13 protein-coding genes and 1 pseudogene are annotated in these 16,905 nt (G+C 70.8%); 10 read left to right on the top strand and 4 right to left on the bottom strand.

The features are described from left to right. Window positions 1–542: 542 nt before the first annotated feature. Window positions 543–1,550, bottom strand: coding sequence for a hydroxyacid dehydrogenase (locus ACFVWD_RS23950; protein WP_389598813.1), 1,008 nt, complete (start codon window positions 1,548–1,550; stop codon window positions 543–545). A gap of 217 nt (window positions 1,551–1,767) precedes the next feature. Between ACFVWD_RS23950 and ACFVWD_RS23945 the strand changes: the two genes are divergently transcribed. From ACFVWD_RS23945 to ACFVWD_RS23900, 10 genes are all read left to right on the top strand, one after another. Beyond that, complete coding sequence (locus tag ACFVWD_RS23945) at window positions 1,768–3,018, top strand: FAD-binding protein (protein ID WP_389598812.1); 1,251 nt, start codon at window positions 1,768–1,770, stop codon at window positions 3,016–3,018. Window positions 3,019–3,099: 81 nt separating this feature from the next. After that, window positions 3,100–4,347 (top strand): ROK family transcriptional regulator, encoded by a 1,248-nt coding sequence (locus tag ACFVWD_RS23940; protein WP_389598810.1) that lies wholly within the window; start codon window positions 3,100–3,102, stop codon window positions 4,345–4,347. Between the two features lie 190 nt (window positions 4,348–4,537). Continuing rightward, window positions 4,538–5,800 (top strand): extracellular solute-binding protein, encoded by a 1,263-nt coding sequence (locus tag ACFVWD_RS23935; RefSeq protein WP_101401625.1) that lies wholly within the window; start codon window positions 4,538–4,540, stop codon window positions 5,798–5,800. A gap of 32 nt (window positions 5,801–5,832) precedes the next feature. Further along, on the top strand, window positions 5,833–6,795 hold the full coding sequence (locus ACFVWD_RS23930; protein WP_389598809.1) for a carbohydrate ABC transporter permease: 963 nt from the start codon (window positions 5,833–5,835) through the stop codon (window positions 6,793–6,795). Next, window positions 6,792–7,673, top strand: a complete 882-nt coding sequence (locus tag ACFVWD_RS23925; protein ID WP_385369561.1) for a carbohydrate ABC transporter permease — start codon at window positions 6,792–6,794, stop codon at window positions 7,671–7,673. The genes ACFVWD_RS23930 and ACFVWD_RS23925 overlap by 4 nt, the downstream gene beginning before the upstream one ends. Window positions 7,674–7,715: 42 nt before the next feature. Then, window positions 7,716–10,583 (top strand): glycoside hydrolase family 2 TIM barrel-domain containing protein, encoded by a 2,868-nt coding sequence (locus ACFVWD_RS23920; protein WP_389598807.1) that lies wholly within the window; start codon window positions 7,716–7,718, stop codon window positions 10,581–10,583. After that, on the top strand, window positions 10,576–11,745 hold the full coding sequence (locus tag ACFVWD_RS23915) for an MFS transporter (protein WP_389598805.1): 1,170 nt from the start codon (window positions 10,576–10,578) through the stop codon (window positions 11,743–11,745). Before ACFVWD_RS23920 ends, ACFVWD_RS23915 begins: the two co-directional genes overlap by 8 nt. After that, window positions 11,742–12,737, top strand: coding sequence for an ATP-binding cassette domain-containing protein (locus ACFVWD_RS23910; RefSeq protein WP_067375715.1), 996 nt, complete (start codon window positions 11,742–11,744; stop codon window positions 12,735–12,737). The genes ACFVWD_RS23915 and ACFVWD_RS23910 overlap by 4 nt, the downstream gene beginning before the upstream one ends. Window positions 12,738–12,808: 71 nt before the next feature. Beyond that, complete coding sequence (locus ACFVWD_RS23905) at window positions 12,809–13,543, top strand: ABC-2 family transporter protein (RefSeq protein ID WP_389598858.1); 735 nt, start codon at window positions 12,809–12,811, stop codon at window positions 13,541–13,543. Between the two features lie 2 nt (window positions 13,544–13,545). After that, window positions 13,546–14,406: an ABC transporter permease gene (locus ACFVWD_RS23900; RefSeq protein ID WP_389598803.1), complete on the top strand. Its 861-nt coding sequence runs from the start codon at window positions 13,546–13,548 to the stop codon at window positions 14,404–14,406. Here ACFVWD_RS23900 and ACFVWD_RS23895 read toward each other — a convergent pair. The 3 genes and pseudogenes from ACFVWD_RS23895 to ACFVWD_RS23885 form a co-directional block, all read right to left on the bottom strand. Beyond that, a complete protein-coding gene (locus tag ACFVWD_RS23895) occupies window positions 14,396–15,001 on the bottom strand; it encodes a hypothetical protein (RefSeq protein ID WP_389598802.1) in 606 nt (201 codons plus the stop codon). The two genes, ACFVWD_RS23900 and ACFVWD_RS23895, sit on opposite strands and share 11 nt — an antisense overlap. Window positions 15,002–15,182: 181 nt before the next feature. Next, window positions 15,183–15,443 (bottom strand): annotated as a pseudogene (locus ACFVWD_RS23890) (calcium-binding protein); the annotation flags it as partial. Window positions 15,444–15,545: 102 nt separating this feature from the next. Next, window positions 15,546–16,826, bottom strand: a complete 1,281-nt coding sequence (locus tag ACFVWD_RS23885) for an MFS transporter (protein ID WP_389598800.1) — start codon at window positions 16,824–16,826, stop codon at window positions 15,546–15,548. Window positions 16,827–16,905 lie beyond the last annotated feature (79 nt).

Below are 16,905 nucleotides of genomic sequence, written 5' to 3'. Positions count from 1 at the left end.
GCCCCGAGCGGGGGTGGAGTGCAGCCCGAACGGGGACCCGGCGGCGCAGCCCCGAGCGGGGGTTGGGACGCAGCCCGAACGGGGACCCGGGGGCCCAGACGAGGTCCCACGGGCACAGCCCCGAACGGGGGCCGGGGGCACAGCCCCAACCGGGGGCCGGGGGCGCAGCCTCGAGCGGGGGTTGGGACACAGCCCGAACGAGGACCCGGCGGCGCAGCCCCGAGCGGGGGTTGGGACACAGCCCGAACGGGGACCCGGGGGCCCAGACGAGGTCCCACGGGCGCAGCCCCGAACGGGAGTTGGGGCGCAGCCCCGAACGGAGGCCCGGGGCGCAGCCCCAACCGGGTCCCACGGGCACAGCCCCAACCGGGGGCCGGGGGCGCAGCCCCCGGGGGATGGGACGGGTAGGGGCGGCGGGGGCGAGGAAAACCCGGCGTCCGCGTCACACCCCGTTCCAACGCCCCCGCGTCCACGTCACGCCCCCCGTGCCAACACCCCCACATCCACGTCACGCCCCCCGTGCCAACACCCCCCCATCCACGTCACGCCCCCCGTTCCAACACCCCCACATCCACCCCGAACTCCACCCCCTCCCCCGCAGCGACCCGCTCCGCCTCCGAGAGGACCGTGAGGCCCAGGCGGGTGAGTTCGTTGCCCTGGGAGCCGGCGAGGTGGGGGGTGATGAAGGCGTTGGGGAGGTCGTAGAGAGGGGAATCGGGCGGCAGCGGCTCGGGGTCGGTGACGTCGAGGATCGCGCTCAGCCGCTCGGCCCGCAGCTCCTCGATCAGCGCGTCATGGTCGACGAGCGAACCCCGCGCGGTGTTGATGAGGACCGACCCGGCCGGCATCAGACCGAGCTCGCGACGGCCGAGCAGGTGCCGGGTCGCGGGCGTCTGAGGGGCGTGGACGGTGACAATGTCGCTGGTGGCGAGCAGGTCGTCGAGCGGGAGGAGCGCAACCCCCAGCTCGGCCGCCCCGGCCTCGTCGACGTACGGGTCGGTGAGACTCACCCTCAGATCGAAGGGGCGCAGCAGTTCGATCACGCGGCGGCCGATGCGGGACGCTCCGACGACGCCCACGCGGCGGCCGTAGTTGCCGATGCCGGGAACGAGGGCCCAGCCGGGCAGGGAACGCCGCGCGCGCAGGCGGTCGCGGTGGGCGAAGAGGTCCTTGCCGGCGAGAAGGATCATGGCGAGGGTGTACTCGGCCACGGGCAGCGCGTTGGCATCGGCGGCCGAGGACACCAGGAGGCCGCGGTCCCAGACCGCCGGTGTGGTGAAACCCTTCACCGAGCCCGCGGAGTGCAGCACGGCACGCAGTTTCGGCGCCGCGTCCAGCGTGGCCGCATCCAGCCGCGGGCAGCCCCAGCCGGTGATCAGGATCTCCGTCCCGCCGAGCGCCTCGCGGACACGAGGTCCCGAGAAGTCCTCGGCCACCAGCGCGGGATCGATGTCCACGACCTCGCGCAGTCGGGCCATGACCTCGGGCGGAAAGACCTGCGGCACGTTCTCGGCGGACATGGCGAACATCGCCACGGGACGCTCGGGCAAGGAGTCAACCCTCCGGCTCGGTGACTACGGACGCGATAACAGCAAGCGCTCTCTACCGTAACCGTCGGATGTCGCCGCGCGACAGAGGCCGTGGGTGGGACCGCCACGATGAGCGTGGCCAGGGCCGGAACGCCGGACCGACGGACTCCCGAGGTAGTTTCCAGCAGTGGCCACCGCACGGCCGCGCACGGCGACTTCCCGGGGAGGGACGACAGGGATGACAGAGACCCTGACCAACTGGGCCGGCAACATCACGTACACCGCCAAGGAACTGCACCGCCCGCACACGTACGACGCCCTCGCGGCGCTCGTCGCGCAGAGCGCACGCGTCCGCGTCCTCGGCAGCGGGCACTCGTTCAACGAGATCGCCGAGCCCGGCGACGACGGCGTACTGGTCTCGCTCACCGCGCTGCCCCCGACCGTGGACGTCGACTCGACCGCCCGTACGGTACGGGTCGCGGGCGGCGTCCGGTACGCCGAACTCGCCCGCCAGGTGCACGAGCACGGGTTCGCCCTGCACAACATGGCCTCCCTCCCGCACATCTCCGTGGCGGGCTCGGTGGCGACCGGCACCCACGGCTCGGGCGTCACCAACGGCTCCCTCGCCTCCGCCGTGCGCGAGGTCGAGATCGTCACGGCGGACGGCTCGACCGTCACGATCGGCCGCGACGACACCCGCTTCGACGGCGCCGTAACCTCCCTCGGCGCACTCGGTGTCGTCACCGCCCTCACCCTCGACCTGGAACCGGACTTCGAGGTGAGCCAGCACGTCTTCACCGAACTCCCCCTCGCGGGGCTCGACTTCGAGACGGTGGCGGCGACGGCGTACAGCGTGAGTCTCTTCACCGACTGGGGGCGTCCGGGCTTCCGGCAGGTGTGGCTCAAGCGCCGCACCGACCGGCCGCTGCCCGACTTCCCCTGGGCCGCGCCCGCCACCGAGGCGATGCACCCCGTGCCGGGCATGCCCGCGGAGAACTGCACCCAGCAGTTCGGAGTGCCCGGACCGTGGCACGAGCGGCTGCCGCACTTCCGGGCCGAGTTCACCCCGAGCAGCGGGGCCGAGCTGCAGTCGGAGTACCTGCTGCCGCGCCCGCACGCGCTCGCGGCGCTGGGCGCCCTCGACGCGATCCGCGAGCACATCGCGCCGCTGCTCCAGATCTGCGAGGTGCGCACCGTGGCCGCCGACCGGCAGTGGCTGAGCCCCGCCTACGGTCGGGACACCGTGGCCCTGCACTTCACCTGGGTCGAGGACACGGCGGCCGTCCTGCCGGTGGTGCGTCGGGTCGAGGAGGCGTTGGAGCCCTTCGACCCCCGGCCGCACTGGGGCAAGGTGTTCACCACGCCCGGAAAGGTGCTGCGCGGGCGCTATCCGCGACTGGACGACTTCAGGGCCCTGGCCGAAACCATGGACCCGGCCGGCAAGTTCACCAACCCCTTCGTGCGGGACTTTGTTCAGCCCCTTTCCTAACCCCTTGTCGAACCTCCTCGCCAGGCCATAGCCTTGCGGCGCGCCGGGCCCTAGCCCCGCTGTGCGGTACGGAGGACCGAGGTGGCCAAGCAGGCGAAGCGGACGTCGCGCGACATCCGCACCGCGAACCGCTATGAGGTGCTGCGACAGATCATCGCCGCGTCCCCCACCTCACGACAGGAGTTGGCGGCGGCCACCGGGCTGAGCCTGGCCACGGTCGCCACGCTCGTCGGTGAACTGCTCGACCTCGGGATGCTGACCGAGGTCGGGTTCGAGGACTCCGCGGGGGGCCGCCCCCGGGGACTCGTGGCCGTCAACGCGTCGGGGGGCGCGTTGATCGGCGTCGACATCGCGGAGACGTACGTCCGCGTGGAGCTGTTCGACCTCGCGCTGAACGTGCTGGCCCGCGCCGCCGAGGACATGCGCCCCGGCGAGAGCCGCCCGGAGCAGGTCGTCGGGCATGTCGCCGCGGCCGTCGGCTCGGTGGTCACGCAGGCCGGGATCGAGGGCGCGCGCGTCCTGGGCGTCGGGGTCAGCGTGCCGGGCCAGGTGGACCGCGACACCGGCATCTCCGAGTACGCGCCGAACTGGGACTGGCACGACGTACCACTGCTCGACCTGCTGGCCGAGCACATCGCCTACCCCCTCCACCTCGACAACCCGCTGCGCGCCTGCGCGGTCGCCGAGCTGTGGTTCGGCGCGGCCCGCGGTCGCGGGGACGCCGTCGTCGTCAACCTGGGCACAGGGGTCGGCGCCGGGCTCGCGCTCGGCGGCGGGCTGCACCGCGGGGTGAGCAACAGCGCGGGCGAATGGGGCCATACGACGCTGGTCCTCGACGGGCGGCCGTGCCACTGCGGCAACCACGGCTGTGTGGAGACGTACGTCGGGGCACCCGGAATCATGCGGAACCTGCGGGAGTCGAGCCCGGACAGCCCGCTGCTGCATCCCGACGACCAGACCGCCACCATCGACGCCCTGTCCCACGGGGTCGCCGCCGGCGACCCGGCGGCGCTCCAAGTCGTCCGGGACACCGCCCGCTATCTCGGCGCGAGCATCGCGGACCTGATCAACCTCCTCAACCCCGAAGTCGTCGTGCTCAGCAGTTGGGTGGCCGCCACGCTCGGCGAGCCGCTGCTGCGCGAGGTGCGCGAGGCCGTCGCCCGGCACGCGCTGCGCCGGCCGCTGGCCGCCACCGAGATCGTCCTCTCCCCCATCCCCACCGACCCGGTCTGCCTGGGCGCCGCGACCTTCGCCCTGGAGGGCGCCCTGAACTCGGTGGGCCACAAGCCCGTCGGCGGCAGGACCGTCCCGCGCCGCACCGCTCTCTAGGAGGCCGTGGGCCGCCGGGCCCGCGGTCCGCCAACTCGCCCCGCCCACACCTCCGTTCGACCCACCGAACCGCAGACAACGCTTCGAACAGACTTCGTCCAACCCCTTGCCGAAGCCTTAACAGAAGGTTAGCGTCCCGCACCGCACAGCGATTTCGAGCCGCAGCCGTACAAGAGACAAGGACGTCACCATGTCGGCAATGAGCAGCAACTGGGACCGTCGATCCGTCCTGCGGGCCGCCGCGGGGCTGGCCGCGCTGGGGCCGCTGGCCGCGTGTGGAAGCAACAACGGGCGGTCCGGGGGAGGGAGTTCGGGCAAGTCCATCAAGCAGTACTTCCACGCGTACGGGGAGGCCGGCGTCGAGGACGCCCTCAAGCGGTACGCGAAGGGCTACGACAAGGCCGCGGTGAACACGCAGTGGATCACCAGCGCGGACTACGAGAGCAAGCTCTTCTCCGCGCTGCTCACCGACAACGCCCCCGACGTGTTCGAGTTCCACCCGCAGATCCAGCTCATCAAGAGCGGTCAGGTGGCGGACCTGAGCGACATCATCGATCCGGTCAAGTCCGACTTCAACCCGGCCGACATCGCCTCGCACACGGTGGACGGGAAGATATACGGCGTCCGGATGATCGACGACCCGCAGTTCTTCTTCTACCGCAAGTCCGTGCTGGAGAAGGCGAAGATCCAGCCGCCGACCACGCTGGACGAGCTGATCGAGGCCGCGGCGAAGCTCACCACCGGCAAGGTCAAGGGCCTGTTCATCGGCAACGACCTGCACGCCGTCATCAACCCGCTGATCTGGTCGTCCGGCGCCGACACCCTCGACGCGAAGAACCAGATCGCGTACCACACGGAGGGCGTCAAGGAGGGCATCAAGAAGATGCGCCGGCTGTTCACCAGCGGCCACCTTCTCCTCGACGCCCCGACCGACTACTGGGACCCCTCCGCCATCGTGCAGGGTCTGACCCCCATCCAGTTCTGCGGTATGTGGGCCATGCCGGTCATGCAGAAGGCGCTCGGCGACGACCTCGGGATCTTCCCCTTCCCGAAGGTCACCGACTCCGGCAAGCAGTCGGTCGTCAACGGCGGCTGGTCGATGTTCGTCAACGCCAAGGGCAAGAACGTCGACCTGGCCAAGGAGTACGTGAAGTGGCTGTGGATCGACCAGAAGAAGTACCAGGAGGACTTCGCGCTGTCGTACGGCTTCCACATCCCGCCGCGCGCCTCGATCGCCGCGTCCGCCACCAAGCTCAAGACGGGCCTGCCCGCTGAGGGCGTCAAGCTCTTCAACGACTTCGGGCACTTCGACAACATCGGCTGGACCCAGGCCATGATCACCGCGCTGGAGGACGTCTTCGCCAACTGCGTCCGCAAGAACGGTGACCCGGAGGCCGAGCTCTCCAAGGCCGACACCACCGTCAACCGCGAGCTCAAGAAGCTCTTCGGATAGGCCGGGACGGAGACAGACGGACGGGTAGCGACATGTCGACCACCACCACGCGCGGTGTCGCGCGCCCCGCCTCGGCCAAGGCCTCACCGGCCGGGCCGCGGCGGGGGCTGCGGGGCAGCAGCACCTTCAACTTCTGGCTCTTCACGAGCCCTTTCCTCATCGGCCTGACGGTCTTCGTCTATGTGCCGATCGGCTGGAGCCTCTGGCTGAGCTTCTTCGAGGCGCGCTTCACGGTGACGCCGAGCAAGTTCGTCGGCTTCGACAACTACTGGCAGATGCTGCAGGACAGCAAATTCACCGGTTCGCTCGTCACCTTCACCGTATTCGCCATCTTCATCGTGCCCGCCACCTGGGCGCTGTCGCTGGGTCTCGCCCTGCTGGTGAACCGGCTGCGCTTCATGAAGGCGTTCTTCCGCTCCGTCTTCTTCCTGCCGACCGCGTGCAGTTATGTCGCCGCCGCGCTGATCTGGAAGATGTCGGTGTTCAGCGGTGTCCGCTTCGGCCTGATGAACACGATCCTCGGCTGGTTCGGCGTCGAGAACATCGCCTGGCTCGCCAACCCCGATCCGCCCTGGTACTGGCTGGTCATCGTGACACTGCGGCTGTGGCTGCAGGCCGGTTTCTACATGATCCTGTTCCTCGCGGCGCTGCAGAACATCCCGCCCGAGCTGTACGAGGCCGCCGCCATCGACGGCGCCAAGCCCGGCTGGCAGACCTTCCGCCACATCACCCTGCCGCAGCTGCGGGCCACCTCGACCGCGGTGATCCTGCTGCTGGTCATCGCCGCCTACCAGGCCTTCGACGAGTTCTTCAACCTGCTGGCGAAGACGACCTGGGGCCGGCCGCCGCTCGTCGAGCTGTACTACACCGCGCTGGGCGAGAGCCAGGACTACGGCGAGGGCAGCGCGGGCGCGGTGATCCTCACCCTGCTGATCCTCATCGTGACACTGGCGCAGGGCAAGTTCCTGGGCTTCGGAAGGGGTGACGACAAGTGACCGCCACCGTGCCTCCAGTCACTCCGGTCGACAAGCCACGCCGTATCAAGCGCGGCAGCGTCATCGGCAACACCGGCCTGTACGTCTCCATCGGCGTCGCCGCCCTGCTCTTCCTGGTCCCCTTCTATCTGATCGCCCGCAACGCGCTGTCGACGGACCCCGAAATCACCGGCGAGAACTGGAAGTTCTTCCCCACGAACCCCCAGTGGAGCAACTTCACCGAGCTGTTCCACGACACGACGGTCGATTTCGGCCGTTCCCTGTTCAACTCGGCGGTCGTCGCCGTCCTGATCACCGTGGGCACCCTGCTGGTCTGCTCGCTCGCCGGCTACGGCCTGGCCCGTATCCCGTACAAGCACGCCAACAAGATCTTCTACATGGTCCTGGGGACCCTGATGGTGCCGCCCGCCGTCACCTTCGTCCCGAGCTTCGTGCTGGTCTCCTCGCTGGGCTGGGTGGACAGTTACCGCGGGCTCGTCATTCCGGTGCTCTTCAGTGGTTTCGCCTGCTTCCTCTTCCGGCAGTACTTCCTGGGGTTCCCCAAGGAGCTGGAGGAGGCGGCGCGCGTGGACGGGCTCGGCTACTGGGGGGCGTACTGGCGCATCGTCGTACCGAACTCCCTGAACTTCTTCGCCGCGATCGCGACCATCACCTTCATCAGCGGCTGGAACGCCTTCCTGTGGCCGCTGGTCATCGGCCAGGACCCGAGCGCCTGGACCGTGCAGATCGCGCTCTCCTCGTACATGACCAACCAGGTCGTCAACTTCCACCTGATCTTCATGGCCACCGCCATTTCCATCCTGCCCCTGGTGTTCGTGTTCCTCTTCCTCCAGCGCTGGCTGGTGCAGGGGGTCGCGCAGACCGGCATCAAGGGCTGATCGACAAGCCAGACGGGCACCAAGGGACGATCTAGGAGACCGATGTCTTTCCGCACGACTTCCGCCATTGACTACGTCGAGGACGTCTCACCGGGCAGTGGGGCGCTCCCGCCACGCGCCCGTTACGCGTCCTCGGACGCGCGGTCCTTGTCACTGAACGGCAGTTGGCGCTTCCGTCTGTCCCCCACCGCCGACGCCGAGGACGACTCGTTCGCGGCGGAGGGGTTCGACGCCGGGGGCTGGGCCGAGGTGTCCGTCCCCGGCCACTGGGTCCTCCAGGGGCACGGCTCACCGATCTACACCAACCACCTCTACCCGTTCCCGGTCGACCCGCCGCGCGTGCCGACCGGGAACCCGACCGGCGATCATCTGCACACCTTCGACCTGCCGTCCGACTGGCCCTCGGACGGCGGGGCGGTGCTGCGCTTCGACGGGGTCGAGTCCTGTGCCCGGGTCTGGCTGAACGGCACGGACATCGGGGAGTTCAAGGGGTCGCGGCTGCCGCACGAGTTCGCGGTCGGCCATCTGCTCAAGCCGGGCGGCAATGTGCTGGCGGTCCGTGTCCACCAGTGGTCGGCGGGCTCGTACCTGGAGGACCAGGACCAGTGGTGGCTGCCGGGCATCTTCCGGGACGTCACGCTCCTGCACCGCCCGGCGGCCGGCGTCCTCGACTTCTTCGTGCACGCCTCCTACGACCACGTCGAAGGCCTCGGGACCCTGCGCGTCGACTCCGACGTCGACGGCCGGGTCACCGTGCCCGCCCTCGACATCGATGTCGCGACCGGCGAGTCGGTCACCGTCCCGGTACGGCCGTGGACGGCCGAGACACCCCGGCTGTACGACGGTGTGCTCGCGACCGAGGGCGAGCGCGTCCCGCTGCGCGTCGGCTTCCGCACGGTCGCCCTGGAGGACGGCCTGGTCAAGGTCAACGGCACGCCGCTCCTCTTCAAGGGGGTCAACCGGCACGAATGGCACCCTGAGCGGGGCCGCGCCCTCGACCTGGAGACCATGCGCGAGGACGTGCTGCTGATGAAGCGGCACAACATCAACGCGGTGCGCACCTCGCACTATCCGCCGCACCCCGCCTTCCTCGACCTGTGCGACGAGTACGGCCTGTGGGTCGTCGACGAGTGCGACCTCGAGACGCACGGCTTCACCGAGCAGGCCTGGCGCGACAACCCCGTCGACGACGAGCGCTGGACCCCCGCCCTGCTCGACCGCGCTGCCCGCATGGTCGAGCGCGACAAGAACCACCCCTCCGTCGTCATCTGGTCCCTCGGCAACGAGGCCGGCACCGGGCGGGGACTGACCGCGATGGCCGAGTGGATCCGCGGCCGGGACGGCTCACGGCTCATCCACTACGAGGGTGACATCGACTGCCGTGGCACGGACGTCTACTCGCGGATGTACGCCGACCACGCCGAGGTCGAGAGGATAGGCCGCGGCCTTGACGGCGGCACCCACAGGCGCCGCGGACTCCCCTTCATCCTCTGCGAGTACGGGCACGCCATGGGCAACGGGCCCGGCGGGATCGCCGACTACCAGCACCTGTTCGAGTCGTACGACCGCATCCAGGGCGGCTTCATCTGGGAGTGGATCGACCACGGCATCAAGGACGAGCGGTACGGGTTCGCGTACGGCGGCGACTTCGGCGAGGAGCTGCACGACGGGAACTTCGTCTGCGACGGCCTGCTCTTCCCTGACCGGACCCCGTCCCCGGGCCTCGTCGAGTACAAGAAGGTGATCGAGCCGGTCCGGATCGTCGGCGACGGCGAGGACGGGACCGTGCGCGTCACCAACGGCTACGACTTCGCGGATCTGTCCGCGCTGGCCTTCCAGTGGTCCTACCAGGTCGACGGGGAGACCGTCGAGGCCGGCGTCCTGTCGGTGCCGGAGCTCGCCCCGGGCGCGTCGGCCGACGTGAAACTGCCGGACCCGCCGGCCGACCCACGGGGCGGGGAGACCCAGTGGACGGTACGGGCGACGCTCGCCGCCGACACCGCGTGGGGGCCGAAGGACCACCTGGTGGCCTGGGCACAGTTCCCGCTCTCGGCACGGCCCTTGACCGCCGTGGCGCAGAGCGACGGTCCGGTCCTCGGCGAGGGCCAGATCACCCTGGGCCCGGCGGCCTTCGACGCCCGTACGGGTGCGCTGCGGTCGATCGGCGGGCTCGATGTCAGGGGGCTGCGTCTGGACGTGTGGCGTGCGCCGACCGACAACGACAACGGGGCGGCCTGGCAGCCGGATCTGCGCTACGGCCCGCTCTGGCGCGAGCTGGGCCTGCACCGGATGCAGCACCGGCTGGAGTCGGTGGAGTTGGGCGACGACGCCTTGACCGTACGGACCCGGGTGGCGCCCGCCGCCCGCGAGGTGGCCCTGCGTACGGTCTACCGGTGGACGTCCGACGGGACGCGGCTGCGGCTGACCGTGTCCGTGACGCCCGAGGGCGACTGGACGCTGCCGCTGCCCCGGCTCGGGATCAGGCTGGGGCTCGCGGGCTCGGTGGACGGGGCGAGGTGGTTCGGCGGCGGCCCCGGCGAGGCCTATCCGGACACCAAGTCAGCCTCCATGGTGGGGCGTTGGGAGTCGACCATCGACGGACTCCAGACGCCGTACGTCCGTCCGCAGGAGAACGGCGCCCGGGCCGACGTCCGCTGGGTGGAGATCGGCGGGCTGCGGGTCGAGGGCGAGCCGGAGTTCTGGTTCACCGCGCGCCGCTGGACGTCGGAGCAGCTCGACGCAGCCGAGCATCCGACCGACCTGAAGGCCGGTGAAACGGTCTGGGTCAATCTCGACCACGGGCAGCAGGGCATCGGCTCGCAGTCGTGCGGTCCGGGCGCGCTTGAGCAGTACCAACTGCGTCCCGCGCCCGCCGAATTCACGTTCCTCTTCTCGGAGATCCATGGCTGACACCCTCACGAGGACCGCGGCCGGTCGGCTCTTCAGCCGACCGGCCGCGGTCGCGTCGTGTATCGGATTCGTCCTCATCGGCATGCTGCAAGCGCTCTACGGCCCGGCGGTCCCGGGCCTGCGCGCGGAGTACGGCCTCTCCCCCTCTGCGGCGGGCCTCGGTCTGAGCCTGCACTTCACCGGTGGTGTCGCGGGCGTCCTCGCCTTCAACGCGATCCACTCCCGGATCTCCAACAGGGCGCTTCTGTCGGCAAGTTACGCGCTGATGGCGGCGGGCGGCGCGGGCTTCGCGCTCGCTCCGAACTGGCCGCTCGCGCTCGCCGCCGCGTTCCTCGGCGGCCTCGGCTTCGGCGGTATCGACTACGGACTCAACCAGCTGTTCGCGGTCGGCTTCGGCGACCGGTCGACGGCCATGCTGAACGTCCTCAACGCGCACTTCGGCATCGGCGCGGTCCTCGGCCCGGCGCTGGTCGCGTGGCTGGGCCCCGGCGACTACCCGTACGCCTTCGGGGTGTGCGCGGTGCTCGCCGGGGCGCTGATCCTGTGCACGGGCGGGGTACGCAGCGAGGCACCGCCCGTCTCCCCGGCCGAGCGGCCCGCCGCTTCCGGTGGCCTGCTCTCCCGCGTCCTGGTGGGCTTCCTGCTCCTCTACATCCTGAACGTCGGCGTCGAGGCGGGCGTCGGCGGCTGGGAACCCACCCACCTGGAGACCGTCGGCTACAGCGCGACGGTCGCCGCCTCCGCCACCTCCCTCTACTGGCTGATGATGACCGCGGGCCGCTTCCTCGTCGTCCCCCTCACCCTGCGGTACGCACCCGAGCGCATCCTCGCCGTCTGCGCGGCCGGGATGACCGCCTGCCTGCTGCTGGCGCTGATACCGGGCGCGGCCCCGGTGGCGTACGCCGGTGTGGGTCTGTTCATCGCGCCCGTCTTCCCGACCGGCCTGCCGTGGCTCAACCGGGCCCTCCCCGGGGCGAAGCGGGCCGGGGCCTGGGTGATCGCGGCCTCGATGATCGGTGGGGTGGCGGCTCCCCCGCTGCTCGGCGTGGGCATCGAGGCGTCGGGCATCCACGCCGTCCCCTGGCTGCTGACCACCTTGTCCGCGGCCTCGCTCGTGGCCACCGTGTGGCTGATCGCACTGACCCGGAAGGCGTCCGTATGAGCGGCAGCATCCAGGTCCGGGGGCTCTCCCGGACCTTTCACACCACCGTGCGCCGCCCGGGCTTCGCGGGCGCGCTCAAGTCCCTCGTCAAGCCCGAGCGGGTCGCGAAGGAGGCCGTCTGCGACGTCACCTTCGAGGTGGCGCCCGGCGAACTGCTCGCGCTGCTCGGCCCGAACGGTGCCGGCAAGTCCACCACCATCAAGATGCTCACCGGCATCCTCACCCCGACCTCCGGCGAGGCGCGCGTCGCGGGCGTCGTCCCGTACCGGGAGCGCGAGCGCAACGCGCGCAACATCGGGGCGGTCTTCGGACAGCGCACCCAGCTGTGGTGGGACCTGCCGGTGCGCGAGTCCTTCGCGATCCTGCGGGACATCTACGGGGTGCCGGAGCGAGAACACCGCGTCCGGCTCGGCGAGTTCGACGAACTGCTCGCCCTCTCCTCCTTCTGGGACACCCGCGTACGCCATCTCTCCCTCGGCCAGCGGGTGCGCTGCGACCTCGCCGCCGCGCTGCTGCACGACCCGCCCGTGGTGTTCCTCGACGAGCCCACCATCGGGATGGACGTGGTCGTCAAGGAACAGGTGCGCGGCTTCCTCAAGCACCAGGTGGAGGAGCGCGGCCGGACCGTGCTGCTCACCACGCACGACATGACGGAGGTCGAGCGGCTCGCCGAGCGGGTCGTCCTCATCAACCACGGGCGGCTCGTCCTCGACGGCACCCTGGACGAGATCAGGCGCAGGTTCGGCTCGACCTGGCAGGTGCGGGCCACCCTCGCCGATCCACAGGCGGCGATCGCTCCGCCGCCGGGCATCGCACTGCTGCGCCGCGAGGGCCCCCAGGTGGTGTTCGGGCCGGACGGGCCGGGCGCCCCGACGGTCCACCAAGCGCTCAAGCAGGTCGTCGAGCGGTACGAGGTGACCGACCTCGCGATCGACGAGGCGGATCTGGAGGACGTGATGCGGGCGGCGTACGTCCAGGCGGAGGCCGCGTGAGCGCGACCGTCCCCGGCGGCTGGCGGGCCGCCCGGGTCACCCCGCTCGGCGAGCTGCACACCCCGCCCCGGATGACCGCCGCGCTGCTGCGCCTCGTCGTGCAGGTGGTGCTGGTGGCCTCGCTGTGGCGCGGCCTGTACGCGACGACCGGCACCACCGCGGGCCTCACCCGCGACCAGGCCGTCACCTACGCCGTGCTCGCCGTACTGGCCACCCGGATCCGGGCGTTGGACCAGTACTCGGGGCGGGACACCGTCCAGCAGCACATGCACTTCGGCACCATCGTGTACTGGTATCTGCGCCCGCTGCCCCCACAGCGCTACTACGCGCTGCGGGCGCTCGGCGAGCAACTCTACGGATTCGTCTGGGCATCGACCGGATACGCGGTGTGTCTGGCCGCCGGGGTCGTGCGGCCGCCCGGCTCGGCGGCCGTGGCGGCGGTGTTCGGACTGAGTGTGCTGCTCGGCCAGTGGGTCCTGTACTACGTGATGCTGGTCATCGACCAGCTGTGCTTCTGGACGCTCCGCAACGGTGCCGCGATCCTGATCCTGGTCTTCGCGCAGAACCTGCTGTCCGGGGTGTACGCGCCGCTGTGGTTCTTCCCCGACTGGTTCATCACGCTCAGCCGCTTCCTGCCCTTCCAGGCGACGCTGAGTGCGCCGCTGTCGCTGTACGTGGGCCGGATCCCGGTGTCGCAGGCGGGTCCCCAACTCGCCCTGCAGGCCGCGTGGGTGGTGGCTCTCGCCCTGTTCACCCGGCTGCTGTGGCGCCGGGCCGCCCGGCGCGTGATCTCGCAGGGAGGCTGAGCATGACGGACGGACTGAACACGACGGACAGGCTGAGCACGACGGACAAGCTCAGCACATCACTGAAATCCCTGCGGATCGTGTGGCGGATCACGCGTCTCAACTTCCGCGCGCAGCTGGAGTACCGCTCCGAGTTCCTGCTGATGATCGCGATCGGCGCGATCTGGCAGGTGTCGGTGATCGTGTTCGCGACGGTGCTGCTCACCCGGTTCACCGGGATGGGCGGCTGGGCGAGCCAGGACGTGCTGCTGATCGCGGCGACACGGATGCTGGCGCACGGTCTGTTCGTGCTCTTCCTGGGCCGGGTGCACGGACTGGCCCGGCACATCCAGGAGGGCGTGATCGACACGTACCTGGTCCGCCCGATGCCGGTGCACCGGCAACTCCAGCTCTCCGTCTTCCCCACGAACGCGATCGGCGACCTGACGGTGGCGACCGGTCTGATGGTGGGCGCGCTGACCCGCAGCCAGCTGGACTGGAACGCGGCCCGGATCTCGTACCTCGTGGTCTGTGTCCTGGGCGGGATGCTCCTGGAGGCGGCCCTGTTCACGGCGGTGGCCTGCGCCTCGCTGCGCTTCCCGGCCGCCGACTACTGGGGGCGCTGGCTGGAGGAACTGCTCGGCACGTTCGGCAGCTATCCGCTCAATGTGCTGCCACGCGCGGTCGGCGGTTTCCTCACCTTCGGGCTGCCGCTGGCCTTCGTCGCCTACTTCCCGGCCGCCGTGCTGACCGGCCACGGCGGCGACTCGGGGGTGCCGTACTGGCTGGCGGCGGCCTCACCGCTGGTGGGACTGCTCGCCTATCTGGGCGCGCGGCTGCTGTGGCGCTGGAGCCTCGGCCACTACTCCGGGGTCAACGGCTGACGACCGGTGCGGCGGAGAGGCCTGCCGTGACGAGGGCACAGATCACATCGTTGCCGAAGGTGCCGTTGAGGGTGTCGTTGCCACTGGTGCCGATGATGGTGCAGCCGCGGGAGTTGTTGACGGTGGTGGTCGCGGTGGCGTTGTTGTCGCCGGGGGCCGGGTCGGTCCGGGTGGCGGTGACCGTGGCCCTGTCGGAGAGGGTGCCGGTGGCGCGGGGTTCGGCGACGACGGTCACCGTGGTGCGGGCGCCGGGGGCGAGGGTGCCCAGGCCGCAGGCGGCGCCGGTGGCGGAGGTCGTGGTGCTGTCGTTGGTGACGGTCACGGTGTACGTGGCGCGGTCGCCGATGCCGACCGTGGTCGTACCGGACTTGGTGACCGACAGGTCCACGCCCGGGGGCGGCGGCGGGGTACCGGTTCCGCCGAGGTAGCGGGCCATTTCGCGGTCCTCGCTGTCGCCGCCGAACGCGACGATCCTGCCGTCGGGCTGTACGGCGACGGAGCTCGCCTCGTCGTAGCCGCCGAAGTCGGTGACCGTACGACCGCCCGTGCCGAAGCCGGTGTCCAGGCTGCCGTTGATGTTGTACCGGGCCACCACGAAGTCGGCGCTCCTGACACCCGCGGCGACCGTTCGCGTGGTAGCGGGCGACGGTGAACCAGCAGCAGCCGCCGTCCGGGACCTCGCTGGTGCCGACCACGACGATCTTCCCGCCGGGCTGAAGCACGGCCCCTCGGCGGCTGCCGTCGGTGTTGTGCCGCATGACGGAGAAGTCGGACGATGTGGCCGTGGCCTGCGTGTTGGAGCCGACGGTCACGATCTTGCCGTCGGGCTGGAGGACGAGGTCCCCGCCGCCCTTGGAGGAACCACGGTCGACGACGACCTTGCCGCCGCTGCCGAAGGAGGGGTCGAGGTCGCCGGGCGCGGCGAACGCGCCGCCGGGCAGGGCGACGACGAGCACCGGCGCCGCGACGAGAGAGAGACCGGCCCGCTCCACGAGCGAGCGGCTCCGGTGCGCGTGCGGGGGTCGGGAAGAAGGCATGGACATGCGCCCAGCTTCCGGGCGTACGTCGGCTGTACCGGACGGCCGGCGAGCAGTCCCTCCACGTTCACCCCGATAGCCTGCGACCGCCGGGCGTGCTGGTCAGGCAGCGCCCGCCGGGCGCTCCGGACGGGGCCGGCGCACCGGGGTGAGCAGGGCCAGTACGGCGACGAGCACGCAGCAGGCGCCCGCGACCACGCCCACCACCGCCGTGCCGTGGCGCCCGGCGGCCCAGGTGAGGACGGCCGCGCCGGCCGGGGCCGCCGAGTAGTGCAGGGTCCAGAACGCCGAGGTGACCCGCCCGAGCAGATGCTCCGGAGTCACCTCCTGCCGCAGCGACATGGAGCACGTGCCCGCCACGCTCCCGAAGCCCAGGAAGACCGCGGTCAGAGCGGCGACGGCCGGCACGCTGCGGGCCCAGCCCACGCCCGCCAGCGCGCATCCGCACACCGCCACCGACCCGATCCAGGTCGGGCCGAAGCCGAGGCGTCTGCGCACCCGGGCCACCAGGAGCGCACCGGCGATCGTGCCGAGCGCACCGGCCGCGAACACGGTGCCGACCGCGGCGTCGTCGCGGCCGAGATCGTGCTTGAGGTGGTAGATCAGCAGGTCGTTCAGGCCGAGGGTCAGGAAGCTGAAGAAGGACAGCAGGACGGTCAGCACGCGCAGCACCGGGTGCCGGACCAGGAAGGACACCCCGGCGAGCAGATCCGTCCGCAGCCGCCGGACCGCTCCCGCTCCGGCCGCGGCTACCGGTGCGGGGCGTGTACTGCCCTTGAACCGTACGAAGCCGACGCAGACGGCCGACACGCCGAAGCTCGCCGCGTCCACGCCGACCGCGGCGGCCGGGCCGAACCACGCCGCCACCAGCCCCGCGCACACCGGACCCGCCACCCCGGCCGCCGCCGCGGTCGCGTTCAGCCTGCCGTTGGCCTCCGTGATCCGCTCGACGCCGACGAGGTTGCGGACGACGGTGACGTAGGCGACGGAGAACAGCATGCCGACGGCCTCGCACAGCGGCAGGACCACGTAGAGCAGCCAGATCCGCGGTCCGAAGACCCAGACCAGCGGGATGACCGCGTACAGCGCCATACGCACCAGGTCGCAGGCCACGAGCAGCTTCCTGCGGTCCACCCGGTCGACGACGACCCCGGCGAAGACCCCGGCCACGACCGACGCCGCCCCGCCGACGGCCGTCAACAGACCCATCTGCGCGACGGATCCCGTCGCGTGCAGCACGAGCAGCGGCAGGGCGATCAGGGCGAAGGAGTCCCCGAGGACCGAAAGGGTCTGCGCGACCCAGAAGACACCGAAGTCCCGGTCCCGTCGCAGCGGCGCCTTCCGGGCCGCCGCACTGTCGTGTCGTGACTCCCGTATCCGCATGTCGGTATCTTGCTTCAGCCGTACGGGAGTTACCCCTCCTCACGGGGATGACCGGGCGGTCGTCGGTCGGTGGTCCGCG

Origin of the sequence: Streptomyces sp. NPDC058086, assembly GCF_042885015.1 — a bacterium.
Taxonomy (GTDB): domain Bacteria; phylum Actinomycetota; class Actinomycetes; order Streptomycetales; family Streptomycetaceae; genus Streptomyces.
This window is presented reverse-complemented; position numbering and strand designations above follow the sequence as displayed.